This is a genomic window from Natronococcus amylolyticus DSM 10524, assembly GCF_000337675.1.
GTDB classification, from domain to species: domain Archaea; phylum Halobacteriota; class Halobacteria; order Halobacteriales; family Natrialbaceae; genus Natronococcus; species Natronococcus amylolyticus.
Genome location: NZ_AOIB01000031.1, coordinates 106,668 through 124,865, shown reverse-complemented (window position 1 = coordinate 124,865; position 18,198 = coordinate 106,668). Strand labels below are relative to the sequence as shown.

Below are 18,198 nucleotides of genomic sequence, written 5' to 3'. Positions count from 1 at the left end.
TCATTACCCCGTGTCCGCAACTACCACGTATCGTGTCTCGGAACGAAACCCGGACTCGCCGCGATCGCAACGGGCGGAGCCGAGACGATCGGGACCCTCGCTACACATGAACGGATCACACGCTACCGGGAGCCCCTACGCTCCCTACACGGACGACGAACGGACGGCGATGCTCGAGTCGGTCGGCGTCGACGACGTCGAGGAACTGTTCGACATCCCCGACGACGTTCGCTTCGACGACGCCTTCGGGATCGACGCGCGAAGCGAGCGGGAGACCCGTCGACTGGTACGATCGGTGCTGGGACGCAACGACGAGCTAACCGAGCTGCTCGGGCGGGGCCACTACGGCTACTACGTCCCCTCGCTGATCGACCACCTGGCGGATCGCTCGGAGTTTCTCACCTCCTACACGCAGTACCAGCCCGAGGTCTCACAGGGCTTCCTGCAGGCGCTGTTCGAGTATCAGTCGCTTTTGGTCGAGCTAACCGGCCTCGAGGTCGCGAACTGTTCGATGTACGACGCGGCCACCGCGCTGGGCGAGGCCGCGACGCTCGCGGAACGGGTTCGCTCGACGAGCGGCCACCGCGTGCTCGTCCCCGACCTCCTGCTCGAGGGACGGCGCTCGACGCTCGAGAACTACGTCGCCGGCACCGACCTCGAAGTCGAGACGTACCCGACCGACGACGCGAACGCCGATCTCGACGCCCTCGCGGATGCCGTCGACGATGACACCGTCATGGTCTACGCCGAGAACCCGACGGTGCGAGGGACGGTCGAGGAGCGACTCGCCGAGATCGGCGACCTCGCGGGCGAGGCCGACGCGCTGTTCGTCCTCGGCTCGGACCCGGTCGCGCTCTCCGTACTCCAGCGCCCTGCCGACGTCGGCATCGACGTCGTCATCGGCGACGCGAGCGTGCTCGGACTGCCGACGAGCTACGGGATGGGGCTTGGCCTGTTCGCCTGCCGCGAGGACTACCTCCGACAGGTACCGGGCCGACTCGTCGGCGCCGGCGAGGACGCGACCGACCGACGGGCGTACACGCTGACGCTGCAGACCCGCGAACAGCACATCCGTCGGGAGCGCGCGACGAGTAACATCTGTACGAACCAGGCCTGGGTCGCGTTGCGAACCGCAATGCACGCCGCGTACCTCGGACCCGACGGCATGGTCGACCTCGCGAACCGCGGAGTGACGCGTGCGGACGACCTCGCCGAACGGCTGGACGAGATCGTCGGCGTCACGGCCCCGGTTCACGATCGCCACCACCTCCGAGAGTTCGTCGCCCGCGTCGACCAACCCGCACGAGCCGTCGCCGACGACCTCGAGAATCGCGGCTTCGCCGTCCACGTCGTCGGCGAACACGAGATTCAGGTGTGCGTCGCCGGCGTCCCCGACGAGCGGATCGATCCGTTCGTCGACGCCTTTGCGGAGGTGGCCCGATGAGCCGCGACGAATCCGAACCGGCGACCGACGACCAGGTCCGGTACGATCAGGCCCGATACGTCGAGGACGGCCAGTACGAACCCCTTCTCTCGGAGAAGGATCGGACGCGAGTCGAGATCGGCGGCGACGACGACTCCCCGCTGCCCGACGACCTGACGCGGGACTCCCTCGAGCTGCCGGCCCTCTCCGAGCCCGAACTGGCCCGCCACTACACGCGCCTCTCGCAGATGATCTACGGGATCGACACTGGACCCTACCCGCTTGGCTCGTGTACGATGAAGTACAACCCCAAGTTCACCGAGGACGTGGCGGCGCTGCCCAAAGCCGCGGTCCACCCCGATCGCTCCGAACGGTCGGTCCAGGGCAGCCTCGAACTCCTGTACCGGCTGCAGGACTACCTCGGTCGGATCGGCGGAATGGACGCGGTGACGCTCCAGCCGCCCGCGGGCGCCGCCGGCGAGTTCGTCGGCATCCGCGTCGCCGCGGCCTACCACGAACACAACGGCGAAGGCCACCGCGACGAGGTGATCGTTCCCGAGAGCGCCCACGGAACGAACTTCGCGACCGCCGCACTCGGCGGCTACGACGTCGTCTCCCTGCCCAGCGACGATGAGGGACGGGTCGACCTCGAGGCGCTCGAGGCCGCCCTGAGCGAGAACACGGCAGCACTGATGCTCACGAATCCGAACACGCTCGGGCTGTTCGAGCGCGACATCACCGAGATCGCCGAGATGGTCCACGACGTGGGCGGGCTGCTGTACTACGACGGGGCGAACCTCAACGCCCTGCTGGGGCGGGCTCGGCCGGGCGACATGGGTTTCGACGTGATGCACTACAACGTCCACAAGACGTTCGCGACGCCCCACGGGGGCGGCGGCCCCGGCGCGGGCCCGGTCGGCGTCGTCGACGAACTGGCGCCGTTCCTGCCGGCACCCCGCGTCCGCGAGGCTGGCGACGACTCGAGCGGCTCCGAACCGACCTACGAGCTGTTCGACCCCGACCACACCATCGGCAAGGTTCACGGCTACCAGGGTAACTGGCTCGTGCTCGTCAAGACGTTCGCCTACATCGCCCGGCTGGGCGACGAAGGCCTCCTCGATGCCAGCGCGACGGCCGTGCTCAACGCGAACTACCTCGCGAGTCGCATCGAGTACGACGTTCCCTACGAGCCGTTCCACCACGAGTTCGTCGCCAGCGCGGGCGACCAGGACGCGGCCGACGTCGCAAAGCGGATGCTCGACTACGGCGTCCACCCGCCGACGACGAAGTGGCCCGAGATCGTTCCCGAGGCGCTGATGACCGAGCCGACGGAGGTCGAGAGCAAGGACACGCTGGATCGGCTCGCCGCCGCGTTCAACGCCGTCGCCGAGGAAGACGACGAGACCCTCGAGGCAGCTCCCGAGCGGACGGCCGCCCGTCGGATCGACCAGACCGACGCCGCCCGAAGTCCGCAGCTCTCCTGGCACGCCCTCGAGAGCGACGAGTCGTAAAGAGCGGGCTACGCCCGGAACGGCTCGAGCATCGCTTCGTCGAACGCGACTGGCGCCCCGGAGCGATCGAAACAGCCGTACTCGGTGATTCCTTCGATGTTCGTTCGACCGTCGCTCGAGAGCTCGTGGGCGATCCGGATCGTCTCGTCGGTAACCTCGAGGACGTCGCAGTCGACCCGCAGCGTCGTCCCGAACAGAACTGGCGCCTTGAACTCCCAGCGCCAGTCCCGGATTCGGTAGGGTTCTTTGTCGCCCCGCAGGTCGTCGAGGGTCGTGTCGCGGGTCTCGAGGTGACGCTCGAGGACGACGTCGGCGAAACGTGGATACTCCTCGAAGTAGGCCAACTCGGCGCCCTCGATGTGGGGGCTGCGGATCTCGAACGACGAGGAGAACGACGCCAGCCCCTCGCCCGTATCGGTGCCGTCGTGGGGACCGACCGACGGATCGCGATCGACGCTGGCGTCCGCGAACGCTGCCTTAACGTCCTCGGGCAGTTCCAGCGCGGCACCCTCGGGACCGATCGTCACGTGGGTCATCCGGGCGGTCGCCAGTCGCTCCCCGTCGCTGTCGTTGATCTCGTAGACCAGCTCCACGCTCGAGTCCCCGACGTGTCGGGGGACCGTCTCGACCGAGATCGTCTCGCCGATTCGGGGGTAGCGGTCGACGGAAGTACTGACGACCACCGGTGCGTAGGGAATCCCGTCGTCGCCGAGGATTTCCGCGAAGGAGTAGTCAAAGGCGGCGGCGATCTCCTGAGTCGAGATCAGCTGCCAGTCGAAAAACGACGCTCCGTGCGCGAGGGGGCCGGCGAACTCGCCGAACTGTACCCGGCGGTCGTCGATCGTTTGCATGTGTGTGGCTGTACGTCCCCGCCAGTTAGGATCGTACAGGAACCGGCAAGCGATGCTCGAGGGAAGGGAAAAGCTGGGACCGACCGTGGTCGGCGACCGCCCCCGGATCGTCCCGTCCCCGGTCGAGTCGGCCGGTTAGATCGTTGTTAGGATCACCACAAAATAAATAATGTGTCGGGCGGGAACGAACAGTTAACGGGAATGTTGGTAGTGAAACAAATCGTCCGAACGGGGCCGGCCGAAGTTGAGCGATGATCGGATCGACGGCGACGTCCGTCGATGTCCTCCAGGCCGCGATCCGAGCCTTCGGCCTCCCAGTGCTGTTCGGGGTGTTCGTGCTGAAGGGAGCGCTCGTCGGCAAGGTCTTTCCGACGAGCGTCTTCCTCCCCGGCTACGTCGTTGGGGGCGGCTTCACGGGCCGCGAGGCCGCACTCGTCGTCGTCGTCGTCACGATCGCCCACGTCCTCGGGCAGCTGGCGCTGTATCTCGCCGTCAGCCGCTACGGCTGGTCCGTTCTCGAGGAGCTCCCGTACGTCGAACTCGACCCGCAGTCGCCGCGGTACCGTCGGCTCGATCGCTGGTTCCAACGGTACGGCGGACTCGCGATCTTCACGACCAACATCGTTCCAGTGAGTCGGGGCATCATCGCCGTTCCCGCGGCGTTGAGTTCGTACTCGGCGGGTCGGTACGCGTTCCACATGTCGATCGCGACCGCGCTCTATCACAGCGTCTACGTCGGCGCCGCGCTCGCCAGCGTGGCGGTCCTGGCCTGAACCGCCGTCGGCGCTCTCCGGCCGGCTACCGCCCGCAGCCGTCGTGCCCACCCTCGAGGTGTTCGAGCAGAGCCGGATGAAGCGGGCCGTTCGAGCCCAGCAGGGCCGACCGGCCCTCCGTCTCGAGTTCGAAGACGAACGGTTCGCCTCGCTCGTCGGTGAGCCGGGCGCCAGCCTCGCGAGCGATCACCAGTCCGGCGGCGACGTCCCAGGGGTAGGTGTCGTACTCCCATGTGGCGTCGGCACTCCCACTGGCGAGGTAACAGAGATTGAGTGCGGTCGAACCGAGCCGTCTGACGCCGCGAGTCTCCTGGTAGAACCGCGTGAGAAAGGAGCCGTCGGGATCGTAGCCGGAGATGAGCATGCTCTCGTCGAGGCGGTCCCGCCTGGTGGTCTCGATCGGATCGCCGTTCCGGCGGGCCGTCCCGCCGGCGATCGCGCTGAACAGCTCGTCGGTCTCGGGGACGTAGACGACGCCGACGACGGGATACTCGTCCTCGAGCAGCGCGATCGCGATCGAGTAGTTGGGGTTGCCGTGGGCGAAGTTCCCGGTCCCGTCGAGGGGGTCGACTACCCAGGTGTAGCCGCCCTCGCGGACGTCTCGCGGCTGTTCTTCGGAGACGATTCCGTGGTCGGGGAACTCGTTTTCGATCACCGTCGTAATGATCCGGTTGGCCTGGTAGTCGGCCTCGGTGACGATGTCGGATTTGTCGCTTTTGACCCCGACGGACTCGACCTGCCCGTGGAGCTCCCGGAGCGGTTCGCCGGCCGCCTCGGCCGCCTCGGTGGCGATCGTCCGCGCGCGCTCGAGGAGGCCGTCACCGTCGACGCCGGTTTCCGACCGCGACGCGGGAACCCGCGGGGGCTCGTCGTCGCCGCGAACGTCCCAGCCGAGCTTCTTCGAAATCGCGGTGAAGAAGTGGTCGTCGTAGCTGGTGTGGACGACGTGAGCGAGCTGTTCGGCTCCCGTGACCAGCACCTCCTCGCCCTCCTCGAGCAGCGCGTTGGCTCGTCCGCCGTCGACCAGCAGGCTCGCGGGTCCCTGAGTACGGATCCGGAGTTCGGTCTCGGGCGAGACGACGATCGGTCGCACTCCGAGCTGGTGGGTGTGCAACGGAATCAGCTGGAGGGTGTGGTTGTTCGCGGGGTAGTGGATCGGCCCGTTGGCCGACAGCGAGACGCCCGTCGACCCCGTCGGCGTCGAGACGGCGATCCCCGTCCCCTCGAACTCGCCGACGTACTCGTCGTCGGCGTAGACGTCCAGTCGGGTGATCTTCCGGTCGATCGGGTTCTCCGGCGGGACGTGCTCGATCATGACGTCGTTGATCCCGGTCGCCTCGAGCCCCGATCCGCGGACGGCGACCTGCTGGCGGCTGTCGATCGTCGCCCGACCGTGAATCACCTCGTCGAGGGCCGCCTCGAGGTCTTCGGGCTCGATCCGTGAGAGGAAGGCGAGCGTTCCCGTGTTGACGCCGAGCTGGGGAACGCCTCTCGGGGCGAAGGTCTTGATCCCCTCGAGGAAGGTTCCGTCGCCGCCGATCGTGACGCCGAGTGTGGCCCGGTTCCCGTCGTAGACCTCGTCGATCGACTCGCCGACGTCGACCGTCGAAAGCCCGATCCCGCGGTCGTCGGCCCAGGCCGCGAGGCGGGCGACGACGTCGTCGCTGTCGGGACTGACGATCGCGATGATCTCCTCGGTGGTTGCGAGCCGACGTCCTTGCATCGAGTGGGTCGTCGAACCGCGAGACTATGGGTCTGGCGTTCGCCCCCGATCGAAAGTCGCGTTCGACGCCGCAAGAAGGTGCTCCGCGCCGTCCGAAACGACGAAGTCGAAAGTTCGATCCGTTTCAGGCCGCGCTCGAGTCGATGCCGTTGATCTGCACGAAGCCGTAGTCGCAGTCCGGACAGTGCCACTTGACCTTCTTGCCGAGGTGCAGCGTCGTGCTCGCGGCGCGGTAGAACGTCTTCTCGTCGCCGCAGTTCGGACACTCGTGGTCGAGTTCCAGGGCCATACCGGTCACTACCGAATCGAGCGTGTTTAACGTACTGATTCGGGCGAGCGGGGACGACCGGTCGCCGTCGTGGACGGCGAAGTTAAGTGCGAACCGTCCGTCGATCCCGCCATGACGATCTACACTGGTCGCGGCGACGACGGCGAGACCGACCTCCGAGACATGACTCGTGTCTCGAAGACGGATCCCCGAATCGAGGCCTACGGCACCGTCGACGAACTCAACGCGCTGGTCGGCACCGTTCGCCCCACCGGGTACGACGACGTCGACGAGCGACTGCGAACGGTCCAGAACCACCTCCACGTCGTCCAGGCTGACCTCGCGAACCCCGACCCCGACGAGGGCGACCCCGAGATCCGGGCCGACCACGTCGAGACGATCGAGAACTGGATCGACGAGTACGACGAGGAACTCGAGCCCCTGACCTCGTTTATCCTGCCGACCGGCAGCGAACACGGTGCGCGGCTTCATCACGCCCGCGCGGTCTGTCGGCGCGCCGAGCGCCGCACCGTCGGGCTGGCCTCGAGCGAGCAGATCAACGAGCGGACCGTCGAGTACCTCAACCGCCTCTCGGACGGGCTGTTCACCGTCGCCCGACTGGTCAACCAGCGCGAGGGCGAACCCGAGGAGGCGCCGCAGTACTGATCGCTCGAGACGTTCGGGAGTGAAAGGAAGGCTTAAGTCGAGCGCACGGATATCACGGGATGCGGGTTGGTGATCTAGTCCGGTTATGATACCTCCTTCACACGGAGGAAGTCGGCAGTTCAAATCTGCCCCAACCCACTAATTTTGCTGCGAGCAATCCGGGAGCAGCAAATTCGTTACGTTGGGCAGTTTGAACCAGGGAGTGGAGCGAAGCGAAACGACCGTGGTTCAAATCTGCCCCAACCCATTTTGAACGGCTCCGACTGAATCACAGTACGGCGTAGAGGGCGTATATATCCCCCCAAACGTCCGACATACGATCCGAGTAGGTTTACTATGTTTCTCCCCCTACCGTGGTGCGGTTACGCAGCATTATGGGCCTTGATTCGGGAGATTAGAGCAGAGTCATGGGAGAACCAGAACCAATGAAAGGCGAGGAACATATTCTGGAGACAGCCGCCTTGCGAGTGAAGCGGGAGATCTTCGACATAGAGCATCGCCGATTTCCCGCTTCACTTCTTTTGGTTTGACGACCTATCCCGCCGCCTTACAGCGATTCACCAGAGCCCTCTGGTTCAATGGTGATCTTGTCAAACTCGATTCGATGCGAGCCTTCTGCGACCCAGCCATCTACTCGTGCTGACACACTCGTACGGTATATTCCGACGGCGAGGTGCGCGGAATCGAGGTAGAGTCGGTAGTTTTCCGTGACCGATGCTCCACTTGGTACCTCTTCATGAACGTGCTTATCACTAGCACTGCGAACCTCACGATGTCGTGTTGTCGTGACCCCATCGGACTCTTCGTACGCATCAGTCCACAGCGTAACCGACTCCATATCAATATCATCCTCGTCATTATCCTCTGGAAACAACGTGACGACACCGAACGGCCACGGAGGGGTATTAGCACGGAACAACAGCGTTCGATCACTCGTGTTTCTCAGGTGGACCGAGAGCCGCGCAGGGTTGTCTGCAGCGATCCGTCTATCATCGACCTCGTACGAGAGTTCGACAGGGAGGTCGTGGTCTGAACCTTCCGTTGCCTCCTCGATGGTGAGTAGATGAGGGCCCTCAAGCGGTTCAGGTATGTTCTCGAGTCGGCGCAGTGTCCGATCGATACAGCCAGCGAGTGAGGCGATACCCAAACAACCAGCAGCCTGGAGGAACGATCGCCTCCGACTGCGATTGGGTGCCATAGTAGCGAATAACGGGTTCTTGACAAAAAAGGTTAGCAATATCCTGATTCAACCGAGGTTCGAATCATCGAGACGAAGGCAGAACCTGAATGTAGTCATCCAAGACAACACAGATTTCTGGCTTCAGATTTACTTCTCGTTCCCCTCCTTGTTTGTTCTTCAACCGAGTCCCTTTCTCCGGTCGATGGCGGACTTCGAGATACTGTTCATCGGAATGGGAATCTTCGATATCAAGCGAGTGAACGCTCCCAGTTTGCATCCCAGTATGCCAGAGGACGTAGAAGAGAGCGTGACGGAGAGATCCGTACTCGAACTTCTCTAAGTACTCGAGTATCTCACCGGCTCTCTCTGGCCCGATAGCAGTGTCTCGCGCGTTTTCGTTGGGATCGATATCCGGGATCATCACACTCTCTGCAGTTCCTTCAGCGACGAAATCGAGCTTCTCACAGAAGCGTAGGAATACCCGGAAGGTGCTAAGTTGATCGAAAGCGTAACCGCATTTACGTCTCCCTCATCTCGACGGTGGATCTTGTATTCATAGATCCGTTTCCCGGTCATATCACTCATATCATCGAACTCTACTGGTCGATCGCTTCTTCCGGCGCGATTGATTCGGGCATGGTTTTGAGTCGAAACCGCGCCACAGAGGGGAGTTCCGACCGAATCACGGAGGAAGTCGGCAGTTTGAACCAGGCGAGTCGCAGCTCGCGCAGCGACCGCAGGGAGCGAGCGAGACCGTCTCGGCGTGGTTCAAATCTGCCCCAGCCCATTTCTGCCGAAACAAACTGACGAGCGAAGCAAGTCATCGTTCCGTCAGAGATCGTTACGGCAATTTCGAACTGGACCGAGACTCTGTGAGCAACGCGAGCAGGTTCTCGAGCGTCGTTCAACTCTGCCCGATCCCTTCGACGGCCTGACGACGATGACCGAGGCGTAGCGCGCTGGTCCCACGAGAACGCGAGCGACGAAGTCGTAGGTGAAGCGAGGAGTCCGTCGCGCCAGGATCGGTGCCAGGGGGTCGGTGTCGTACACCCGATCGACCGCTGTGCGCGAGAACGAAGGCCGGTTCGAGTGGACGTCTCGTCAGAACGGGAACGACCGGCCGCCGGTGGTAGTTGCAAATTCAAATACGAGAGCGAAAAACTGACTGTTCGTAACTGTTTAGACGGAGTGGAGAGATCGTATTATGCAGTGGCCTACGAACACCTCGATACGGAGCTAGTAAACGAACTGCTCGAGAACGGACGTGCCAGCCTTCGGAGCCTCGCCGAGGAGCTCGACGTTTCCGTCACGACCGTCTCGAACCACCTCTCGGATCTCGAATCGGAGGGCGTCATCCAGGGGTACACACCGGTCGTCAACTACGACGCGGCGGGATACGACGTTACCGCCATCATGCAGCTCAAGGTGGAAGGAAGCGCCCTGTCGGAGATCACCGCCACGCTCCGGGACCACGCTCAGATCATCTCCGTCTACGAGGTCACCGGCGACTACGATATCATCGCGATCGGGAAGTTCGAGGATACGGACGATATGAACGACCAGATCAAGGCCCTGATCACCGATCCCGACCTTACCCGATCGAACACCAGTATCGTCCTCGAGACCATCTCCGAAAACGAGCAGTTCCGACTCGGGGCCGACGCCGACGACTGATCGGCCCCGCTGCGGCGTATCCTTCGCTCGAGGACTGAAGCGTCCGGCAACCGGAGAGACCGATTCCGAGGCCGCAGTGGAACGGCATCTCCCTCGTCGCTCCAGCTCGGAGACTGATCCGACACGGTGTCGGCGCCGATTCTTCGTGACAAGGTTCAAATAGGTGTCTACAGCAGCCACGGGACGGTAGGCGTCCGGCCGCAAGACGGCTGTACGATCGGATTCGAATCGCCTCGGTCGCCGTTACAGCGTCAGATGTAACACGACCGTACTTTCTCTATCGACAGTGCTAATAAATTTGGAGCCGCCCCTATGGAACTGGGCCGTCTCGTTCGAATCGAACATATGACCTCGATCGTCAATCTCGAAATCTCGAGCGAGGGGACCGGGCTGGCGGAACTGTTCGAATCCGTGCCGTCGCTCACGTGCGAAGCGGAGGCCGGGGTCGTCTCGAGCGGGTACGACCTGTGGCTCTCCGGGGCACCGAAAGCGGAGATCGAGACGGGCCTAGCGGAAGCCTCGACGATCGAGGAGTACGCGCTGGTCAGCGGGGACGACGAACAGTGGCTGTACAACGTCGAGTTTGCGCCGAAAACGATCGACCTCTTCGAGCTGGTGCTCGAGGAGGGCGGAACCATCCTAGACGCCTCGGCCACGGGGCGCTCCTGGGTTCTCGATATTCGAGTGCAAGAGCGCAGCGACGCGAGCTCGATTCACACCCGACTCGAGGAGCACGACCTCCAACCGACGGTGATCCGCCTCTACGATACGAACGGTGAAACCGGTTCGCAGTCCGGCCTCACACAGAACCAGTACGAAACGCTCGTCGCGGCTATCAACCACGGCTACTTCGAAATTCCGCGGGACGTTTCGATGCAGGAACTCTCCGAGGAGCTCGATGTCTCTCACCAGGCCCTTTCCGAGCGGCTTCGTCGCGCGTACCGGTCGCTGGTCGCGTCGGAGCTCGACGTTTCGGCCGAGGAAGCGGAGCCGACGCCCTCTCCGGGGCTCTCCGACTAACCGTCGTTCGGGCTCCGAGAAACGGGAGCCAGCGAAGAGTGCATACTTCTGAACACCAACGACGCGTGTTGCATCGTCCGTGGAGATCCGAACGCGCAGAACGCATTTAGCCACGGGGTCGCTAGCGCCGGTAATGGACGAGTCCGGATCGGCACGCTCGAGCCCCCAGATCCATACAGCCCCACGAACGGCGGTTTCACAGGACCAGGACAACTTCAGGACGCACTTCAACTTTCCCGGCCGAGCGGTTCCCGGTCACGACGATCACGGCTACGGGCCGCTGGCGACCGTCGTCGAGTCGTTCATGGACCCGGGAACGGTGATCCGAATGCACGGACACCGCAACGAGGAGATCGTCTCGTGGGTTCCCGAGGGCGTGATGCGCCACGACGACCGGCAGGGAAACGAGCTGATCACGGATCCGGATCACCTACTGGTGATGAACGCCGGCAGCGGTTTCTGGCACGCCGAGGAAACTGCCGCCGACGATCCGCCGCTGCGGATGCTCCAGATATTCGTCCGACCCCACAGCCTCGAGCTCGAGCCGGGCATCCAGCACGAGCGGATTCCCGACGCGGCTCGCAACGAGTGGCGTCACCTGTTCGGCCCCGAAGGCAGCGAGGCCCCGCTGTCCGTCCGCAACGACGTCCACTGCTACGACTGCCGTCTCGACGCCGGAGCGACCGTTACGCTCCCCTCTCAGTCGGGATGGGACACCTACCTATACGTATTCGAGGGTGGGGTCACGGTAGACGGCGTGCCGGTCGGGTACACGGAGAGCGCGCTCGTGACCGGGGAGAGCGACACGTCCGTCGCCGCAACCGAGGAATCGACAGTGATCGCGTTTCGTATCGATCCCGACGCTCCGGTCACCCGTAGCGGAACGATCGGCCGCTGAGATCGAGTCGTCGACGCCGGGAGGGAACCGTCTCCTTGCCGGAGAACGCAACCGTTCGGACGAACCCCGCTCCTCGCAACCGTTCCGGGGCGAGTCCGCACGGCACGGTAGCGGAACGGTCGATCGTCGCCGAAACCACCTCCGAACGAACGATCTCGCCGCAGGTTTTGGTAGTCTAGACGACAGAATCCTCCGCTCGAGAGCCGATACAGTTCCGGAGCTCGGTCGATACTGACAGTCGTTACCACGACATTCGATCTCTAGATAACAGTCAGCAAAATAGAAGTTAGGATAGTCGGAAACGCCTGCTGTACTTACATCATTTCGAGAATCGAAACTCGAGTTGGGGGTGCGAGTAATCGTTCGCTCTCGCGAACGACGTCGCCTGCTTGCGGTTTGCTGATTGCGGTGTCGACGATTCGAGTTAGACTGAAACAGTGTCCCGATCAGTTGTGGTTCCGAGAGATGTCTGGAGCGGGTAGAAGTTTCGTAAAGTTCGGGGAAGCGTACAGAACGGCTGAGTCGGTTTATACTCCCTCCCTGATGAGAAGCAGTCGATGTCACGGAAGCCGCAGATGACACGTCGAAGTGTACTGACAACTACTGGGGCCGTCTCGCTGCTCGGACTCGCTGGGGTCGCGTCCGGAAGCGCATCGTCCGATGGGGTACCGATTCCGGACGACGCAGGCGAGCGTACGTATCCGACGATCGGATCGAACAGCGACGCGCCGACCGCAACCTTCTACGGGAACTTCAAGTGTCCGTCGAGCCAGGACTTCGTCTCCGGAAACCTCCAGGAGATAATCTCCGAGTTCGTCACTGAGGGACAGCTCAACGTCGAGTTCTGCAACCTCGCGTACGAGCCGGGCGACACCTCGCAGTCGTTCATTTCGGGCACCGATTCGCGGCTCGCGGCCGTCGGACTGGCCGTCTGGGACGAGGACCCGAACAGCTACTGGCAGTTCGTGACCGAGACCTACACGGACATGCCGTCGGGACACATCAGCTACGACGAGCTCGAGAACCGAGCGCGCGCCGCTGATGTATCGAACGTCGACGCCGTTATCGAGCGCGCGAAAGCTGGCGAGTACGACGCAGACGTCGAGGAGGTCGCTACCCTGGCCAGCAACGACGGGATCACCTACACGCCACAGCTCGAGCTGGCTGGTGACACGACCGCGCCACACCACGGCACTCAGGCGGTCATCGATTGGCTCGACAGCCGTCTCGACGACGCGCCCGAGGGAGAGAAATCGGAGGAGAAACTCGAGGACGACTCCGAATCGGACGACGACTCCGACGTGGACGACGGCGACGAGGAAGCCGAGGAACCACAGGAGGAGTCCGAGGTTGAGGACGCCGAGGACGAGGACGACGAGGAAACTGCCGAGTCCGACGAGACCGAGGAGTCTGAGGAAGGCGACGACGACTACGACGACGAGGACGCTGACGACGACTACGACGACGAGGACGCTGACGACGACTACGACGACGAGGACGCTGACGACGATTACGACTACGACGACGATGCCGACGACGAGGACGCTGACGACGATTACGACGGCTCCGACGATGCCGACGACGCTGATGACGACACCAGCGGCGGGAGCTCGGACGGCAGCATCGGCGCCGGCGAGGACTACGACCTCAGCGGCGACCGCACCGTCGACGACCTTCCGGTCGACTGCTAACCCGCGATCCGTCGAGACGAGTCGCCGTCCGTCGCCCGGATTTGACTGACGAACGCCGTGCTGTCGCCCGCGGTATCGATCGGGACCGTTATCTCGTTCTTCGAACGGCCTCGAGCTGAACGCTGCCGTACCGTTGCGTAGCTACAGGACAGTCTCGAGCTCTCGGAACCGCGACGGGAGCCGTCTCAGTCGGCCGGTACCCGATCGGTCTCGAGGGCGTTCGTAACATGTTCGAGTAGTGACTCGAGGGCGCCGCGCTCGAGTTCCCACCAGTCCGTCGACCGCTGGTAACTGGCCAGCGTCGTCTGGACCGCCTCGAGCTGGGGGTCGGTGAACCGAACCGCTCCGCCGTCGATCGTCTCGAACGCCTGAAACAGTTCGAGCGGAGGCGAGTCAATGTCGGTCGGGTCGGTGGCGGTTTCTTCCTGTTCGATTCGGTGGAGCAACACGTGATGAAGCGTCCAGTGCTCGTCGTGTGACAGCGAGAGGGTAGTCGATCGGGGCGGTCGGGACCTGGATGGCATCGGTGTGTACGCAAGGCTATGGGTCCACCCGTCATAAGCCTTGCTAGCAGTTCACATGCAGAGAACGAAAGCTCGGCGTGAGGAGTCGGTGGAGATGGGTCAGCGAGACCGAAGACCGTCAGCGCGACTCGAGCCGATCGGCCAGGAACTCGAAGACGTAGCCGATCGTTACGGCGATGCCGTAACAGCCCGCCAGAAACGGGATCCAGTAGACCCAGAGGTCGAGCCGCGGCGCGACGAGATTGCCGATCGCCGATCCGATCGTGTAGATCAGATACCCCGGCAGCGCGAGCGGTGACAGCAGGGACGTTCTGAGCCACCCCAGCGCCAGCGGGACAACAAGCAAGAGAAACGTCGCGACCGTGACGGGGGCGGTCAGCACCCGTCGAAGCGACGGCGCCATTATCGACCCTCCTCGAGCAGCCCGTGTCGGTCGAGCACCGCTGCGGTCGCGATTCGCGTCATTTCGTTTTTCGTCTCACGATCGAGGAGGAAGTTAGTCGTCTCGAAGAGGTACGACGCGGCGTCGAGTTCCCGTGCAACCTCGTGGAACAGCACCGGCCCGGAGAGGTGGCTCTCGTGGGCGACGAACCGGTGCAACGGAAGATACCACGGGACGGCCTCGTCGTTGAGCGTCGCCGCGATGGACGCGCCGTCCGCACCCGGTGAGTAGAACAGCGCCTGGCCGACGTACTCCTGGTGAACGCCGTAGACGCCGAGCGACCGGTGGAGGTCCAGTGCGACGTCGGGATCGTGACGTTCGATCGCATCCCAGATGCCGGCTGCGAGGTCGCTCGTCGGTTCCTCCTCGGCCGGAAAGTGACGGTTCAGGTCGCCATCGACACCCTCCCGTTCGTCGTTTTCGACCGCGACGCGGTCGGTTTCGGGAACGATGACAAGCGTTCCCGCGTCGGGAGCCCAGTCGACTACCTCGTGTGCGACGTCGATCCCGTTGTACTCGTCACCGTGAACGCCGCCGAAGATCATCGCCGTCGGGCCGTCCCTCGGCGCGTCAATCTCGTACAGCGTCGTCTCGTGAACCGTCTCGGACAGCAGCGTCTCGGTGGTCGTCTCGAGCCCGCTCCCGTCGCTCGAGTCGCGGGCTCTCGCTACCAGCTCCGTGCCGTCGGTTGGGCGGCTCACCGCGCCGGCGACGGCTGTTCCGACGAACGCTCCGCAGGCGGCCAGGGTTCGACGTCGCCTCATTCGGCTAATCGAAGTGGATCCATCCTCAAGCACCTTCCCATCTTCGGGTCAAGTGGTAGAACAATAGTGCGGTTACCACGCTTTTCGCCGAGTCGCAGCTGGCACCTCGGCGGTTAGTCCTGTTGCGTGTCGAGTGCCGGGAGCGTAAACGAAAACGTCGCACCCGAACTCGAGCCGGAGTCGACCCAGATCCGTCCGTCGTGGCGTTCGACGATCCGTTTACAGAGGGCGAGCCCGATTCCGCTTCCCGCGTGTTCCTTGTGGCTGTGTAGCCGCTGGAACAGCTCGAAGATCCGGTCCTGATCCTCGGGATCGATCCCGGCGCCGTCGTCGGAGACGTCGATCCGCCATTGTCTACCCTCCCGCCGTGCACTGACCCATATCCGAGGGGGTTCGTCGCCGCTGTACTCGATCGCGTTGTTCAGCAGGTTCTGGAACACCTGTCGGAGCTGATCGTCGTCGCCCAGCACGGTCGGGAGCGGTTCGGCTTCGATCTCGGCGTCGTGCTCGCTGATCTTCATCCTGAGATCCGCGAGCGCCTCGTCGAGAACGGCCCCGAGATCCGTCGGCTCGAGCGGACTGCCGCGGGTGTCGACCCGGGAGTACTCGAGCAGTCCCTCGATCATATCCCGCATCCGGTTAGCACCGTCGATAGCGTAGCTGAGAAACTCCTGGCCCTCCTCGTCGATCTCGTCCTCGTAGCGCTGGTCGATGAGCTGGAGGTAGCTCGAGACCATCCGCAACGGCTCCTGAAGGTCGTGGCTGGCGGCGTAGGCGAACTGCTCGAGCGAGCGGTTCGACTCCTCGAGCTTCGAGATGTAGTGCATCAGCTCCTGAGACTGGCTGCGTCGGACGAGCAGCGTGTTCAGTCGCCGAAAGAGCAGCGTTCGATCGATCGGTGCCTCGACGATGTCGTCGACGAGCAGCGGTGGATCGCGTTCGTCAGGGTTCGGTAGCGGAACCCTGTGGGGGTCGTCGTCGCGGCGGACGAGGACGACGGGACAGAAGACCGGGTCGCTCTCGTCAACGTGCTCGCGGAGCGCGCTGTGGTAGTCGTGAAAGGAGTAGTCGTCGACGAGATAGAGGTCGGCCTCGACGAGCGACGAGTCGGTCTCGACCTCGTAGTAGTCGGTGAGCAGTTCCCGAACCGCAGCGCGATTTCCCTCCTCGTTGATGAGCAGTTGGATCGTGTTCCGCTGGTCGTTCCGACTCATACGCGGACTCGGGATCTCGTCGTACTGCGGTATGGTGTGATCATTCGTTCTGTGCGGGATCGATCGTTCGTCCCATCGGCGAGCCCTGTAAGATACCGTGAAGGCCGGTTAGCGGCTCGCCGACGTGGATACCGTCGCCGGTGATCTCGAACTCCCGAAGCGTCTTCTCGAAACTGCCGGTGCGTTTTTTGAGCACGCCGATGACCTTCTGCAGGCTCCCGTCCATCTCGACATAGCTGACGAACGCGATGTTGTCCGCGATGTAGCTGAGCTGATTGTCGGTCGCCTCCGTGATGCCGGTGATCTCGGAGATCTCGTTCGTGATCAACACCGTGACGCCCTTGTTCTTCAGGTAGCGCGCCAGCGCGTGGAGCTCTCGAACGAGTTCGGACTCCTGTCCCTGGATCGAGATCGTGTAGCCGTCGATCCCGTCGATCATCACGATGTCGGTGCCCTCCGCTTCGACCTGCTCGATAACCATGTGGGCGAACTCCTCGCTCGAGAGCGCGAGCGGTTCGACTTCGTTTACCGAGAGCGTCCCCTCCTCACGCAGTTCCGTAACGGGGATGTCGATCGACTCCGAGCGATGGGTGAACGTCTCCATGTTCTCCTCGAACAGATAGATCGCAGAGTTGAGCCCGTCTCTGGCCGCCTGCGCTAGCAGCTGCGTTCCCGTCGAGGTCTTGCCGGCACCCGTCGGTCCGCTGATGAACGTGACGGTGCGCTGGTCGAACCCGCCGCCGAGCAGCTCGTCGAGTTCGTCGATCCCCGAGTGGATCCGTTTGGGCTTGAACGTGTGGTGGTGTGATTCGGGGATAATCCGCGGAAAGATCTCGAGACCGTTCTCACGGATCGCCATCCCGTGATCGCCGCCCATCTGACCGAGCGCGCGGTGTTTCGTCGCCTCGACGCGCCGTCCTTCCTTGTTGCGAGTAAGCTTGATGATGCCGTCGCTGAGCGAGCGCAACTCGGTGTCGTACTCGGGTTTGGAGTTGAGCGTCGCCGTGACGAGAACGGTGATCTCGTGTTGCTTGAGAAACCGCATAAACGAGAGGATCCGCTTGCGGAACTGGTACTCGTTGGCCTCGACGTACCTGAGCTGTGAGATCGGGTCGACGACGACGCGGGAGGGGTTGATTTCCCTGATCGCCTCGTGGATTCGCTTGGTGTAGCGATCGCGCTCGATGTCGCTCGGCTCGACTAAGTCGTACGAGTCGTCGTCGGTGAAGAAGTCCGACTCCGGACCCAGATCGAGAAATTCGGCATCGCTGACATCGATGTTGACCGCATTGCCGTTGGCCAGAATCTCCGCTCTGGACTCCTCTCCGTGGATGAACAGCACCGTCTCGCCGTTTTGCAAGCCTCGTTCCAGAAAGTGCATTCCGAGCAGCGTCTTCCCGGTACCGGGTTGGCCGTGGACGAGATACATCCGTCCCTTCGCGAGCCCTCCGTGAAGGATCTCGTCCAGGCCGTTGATCCCGCTGTTCATCAGCGTAATATCGGATGCCACAGCCAAACCAAACGAAATTGAGAGGTATTAATCAATTGATTCCCTGTAAGATGGTCTGTATGAATG

General features: G+C 63.1%; 18 protein-coding genes and 1 tRNA gene. 9 read left to right on the top strand and 10 right to left on the bottom strand.

The genetic code is table 11. The annotated features are described in order from the left end of the window. Window positions 1-106 precede the first annotated feature (106 nt). Both gcvPA and gcvPB read left to right on the top strand, forming a co-directional pair. On the top strand, window positions 107-1,444 hold the full coding sequence (gcvPA, locus tag C491_RS15890) for an aminomethyl-transferring glycine dehydrogenase subunit GcvPA (RefSeq protein ID WP_005558119.1): 1,338 nt from the start codon (window positions 107-109) through the stop codon (window positions 1,442-1,444). Further along, complete coding sequence (gcvPB, locus tag C491_RS15885) at window positions 1,441-2,934, top strand: aminomethyl-transferring glycine dehydrogenase subunit GcvPB (RefSeq protein ID WP_005558118.1); 1,494 nt, start codon at window positions 1,441-1,443, stop codon at window positions 2,932-2,934. The genes gcvPA and gcvPB overlap by 4 nt, the downstream gene beginning before the upstream one ends. An 8-nt stretch (window positions 2,935-2,942) precedes the next feature. Here gcvPB and C491_RS15880 read toward each other — a convergent pair whose 3' ends face one another. Next, window positions 2,943-3,785: an acyl-CoA thioesterase gene (locus C491_RS15880; protein ID WP_005558117.1), complete on the bottom strand. Its 843-nt coding sequence runs from the start codon at window positions 3,783-3,785 to the stop codon at window positions 2,943-2,945. Window positions 3,786-4,036: 251 nt separating this feature from the next. Here C491_RS15880 and C491_RS15875 point away from each other — a divergent pair, with 251 nt between their 5' ends. Beyond that, window positions 4,037-4,558, top strand: a complete 522-nt coding sequence (locus C491_RS15875) for a DedA family protein (protein WP_005558116.1) — start codon at window positions 4,037-4,039, stop codon at window positions 4,556-4,558. A 25-nt stretch (window positions 4,559-4,583) separates the two neighbouring features. On the opposite strand, the gene C491_RS15870 is transcribed toward C491_RS15875, so the two are convergent. Both C491_RS15870 and C491_RS23345 read right to left on the bottom strand, forming a co-directional pair. Next, window positions 4,584-6,281, bottom strand: a complete 1,698-nt coding sequence (locus tag C491_RS15870) for an inositol monophosphatase family protein (RefSeq protein WP_005558115.1) — start codon at window positions 6,279-6,281, stop codon at window positions 4,584-4,586. Window positions 6,282-6,405: 124 nt separating this feature from the next. Further along, on the bottom strand, window positions 6,406-6,570 hold the full coding sequence (locus C491_RS23345; RefSeq protein WP_005558113.1) for a DUF7838 family putative zinc beta-ribbon protein: 165 nt from the start codon (window positions 6,568-6,570) through the stop codon (window positions 6,406-6,408). A 111-nt stretch (window positions 6,571-6,681) separates the two neighbouring features. Between C491_RS23345 and C491_RS15865 the strand changes: the two genes are divergently transcribed. Next, on the top strand, window positions 6,682-7,215 hold the full coding sequence (locus C491_RS15865) for a cob(I)yrinic acid a,c-diamide adenosyltransferase (protein ID WP_005558112.1): 534 nt from the start codon (window positions 6,682-6,684) through the stop codon (window positions 7,213-7,215). Between the two features lie 63 nt (window positions 7,216-7,278). Then, window positions 7,279-7,353 (top strand) — tRNA-Val (locus C491_RS15860). A 409-nt stretch (window positions 7,354-7,762) separates the two neighbouring features. Here the strand turns inward: C491_RS15860 and C491_RS22625 are convergent. Next, window positions 7,763-8,413 carry a hypothetical protein gene (locus C491_RS22625; RefSeq protein WP_152421357.1) on the bottom strand — a complete coding sequence of 217 codons (651 nt, stop codon included), beginning with the start codon at window positions 8,411-8,413 and terminating at the stop codon, window positions 7,763-7,765. A 64-nt stretch (window positions 8,414-8,477) separates the two neighbouring features. Continuing rightward, the gene (locus C491_RS22620; RefSeq protein ID WP_152421356.1) at window positions 8,478-8,816 is read right to left on the bottom strand and encodes a site-specific integrase; all 339 of its coding nucleotides are present in this window, start codon (window positions 8,814-8,816) and stop codon (window positions 8,478-8,480) included. A gap of 788 nt (window positions 8,817-9,604) precedes the next feature. Here C491_RS22620 and lrp point away from each other — a divergent pair. From lrp to C491_RS15825, 4 genes are all read left to right on the top strand, one after another. Continuing rightward, window positions 9,605-10,069, top strand: coding sequence for an HTH-type transcriptional regulator Lrp (lrp, locus tag C491_RS15840; RefSeq protein WP_005558109.1), 465 nt, complete (start codon window positions 9,605-9,607; stop codon window positions 10,067-10,069). A gap of 345 nt (window positions 10,070-10,414) precedes the next feature. Further along, complete coding sequence (locus C491_RS15835; protein ID WP_005558108.1) at window positions 10,415-11,089, top strand: helix-turn-helix domain-containing protein; 675 nt, start codon at window positions 10,415-10,417, stop codon at window positions 11,087-11,089. 133 nt (window positions 11,090-11,222) lie between these two features. Further along, a complete protein-coding gene (locus C491_RS15830) occupies window positions 11,223-11,987 on the top strand; it encodes a pirin family protein (protein ID WP_005558107.1) in 765 nt (254 codons plus the stop codon). 575 nt (window positions 11,988-12,562) lie between these two features. Next, on the top strand, window positions 12,563-13,678 hold the full coding sequence (locus tag C491_RS15825; protein WP_005558105.1) for a DsbA family protein: 1,116 nt from the start codon (window positions 12,563-12,565) through the stop codon (window positions 13,676-13,678). Between the two features lie 185 nt (window positions 13,679-13,863). Here the strand turns inward: C491_RS15825 and C491_RS15820 are convergent, their stop codons facing one another. The 5 genes from C491_RS15820 to C491_RS15800 all read right to left on the bottom strand — a co-directional run bounded on the left by C491_RS15820 (window position 13,864) and on the right by C491_RS15800 (window position 18,111). After that, window positions 13,864-14,202 (bottom strand): DUF7853 family protein, encoded by a 339-nt coding sequence (locus C491_RS15820; protein ID WP_049892150.1) that lies wholly within the window; start codon window positions 14,200-14,202, stop codon window positions 13,864-13,866. A gap of 118 nt (window positions 14,203-14,320) precedes the next feature. Next, window positions 14,321-14,605, bottom strand: coding sequence for a hypothetical protein (locus C491_RS15815; protein ID WP_005558102.1), 285 nt, complete (start codon window positions 14,603-14,605; stop codon window positions 14,321-14,323). Then, window positions 14,605-15,408 (bottom strand): succinylglutamate desuccinylase/aspartoacylase family protein, encoded by an 804-nt coding sequence (locus C491_RS15810; RefSeq protein WP_005558100.1) that lies wholly within the window; start codon window positions 15,406-15,408, stop codon window positions 14,605-14,607. Before C491_RS15810 ends, C491_RS15815 begins: the two co-directional genes overlap by 1 nt. Before the next feature lie 113 nt (window positions 15,409-15,521). Further along, entirely contained in the window at window positions 15,522-16,622 is a 1,101-nt protein-coding gene (locus C491_RS15805; protein ID WP_005558098.1) for a sensor histidine kinase, read from the bottom strand. Window positions 16,623-16,662: 40 nt separating this feature from the next. Next, window positions 16,663-18,111 (bottom strand): ATPase domain-containing protein, encoded by a 1,449-nt coding sequence (locus tag C491_RS15800; protein ID WP_005558096.1) that lies wholly within the window; start codon window positions 18,109-18,111, stop codon window positions 16,663-16,665. Window positions 18,112-18,198 lie beyond the last annotated feature (87 nt).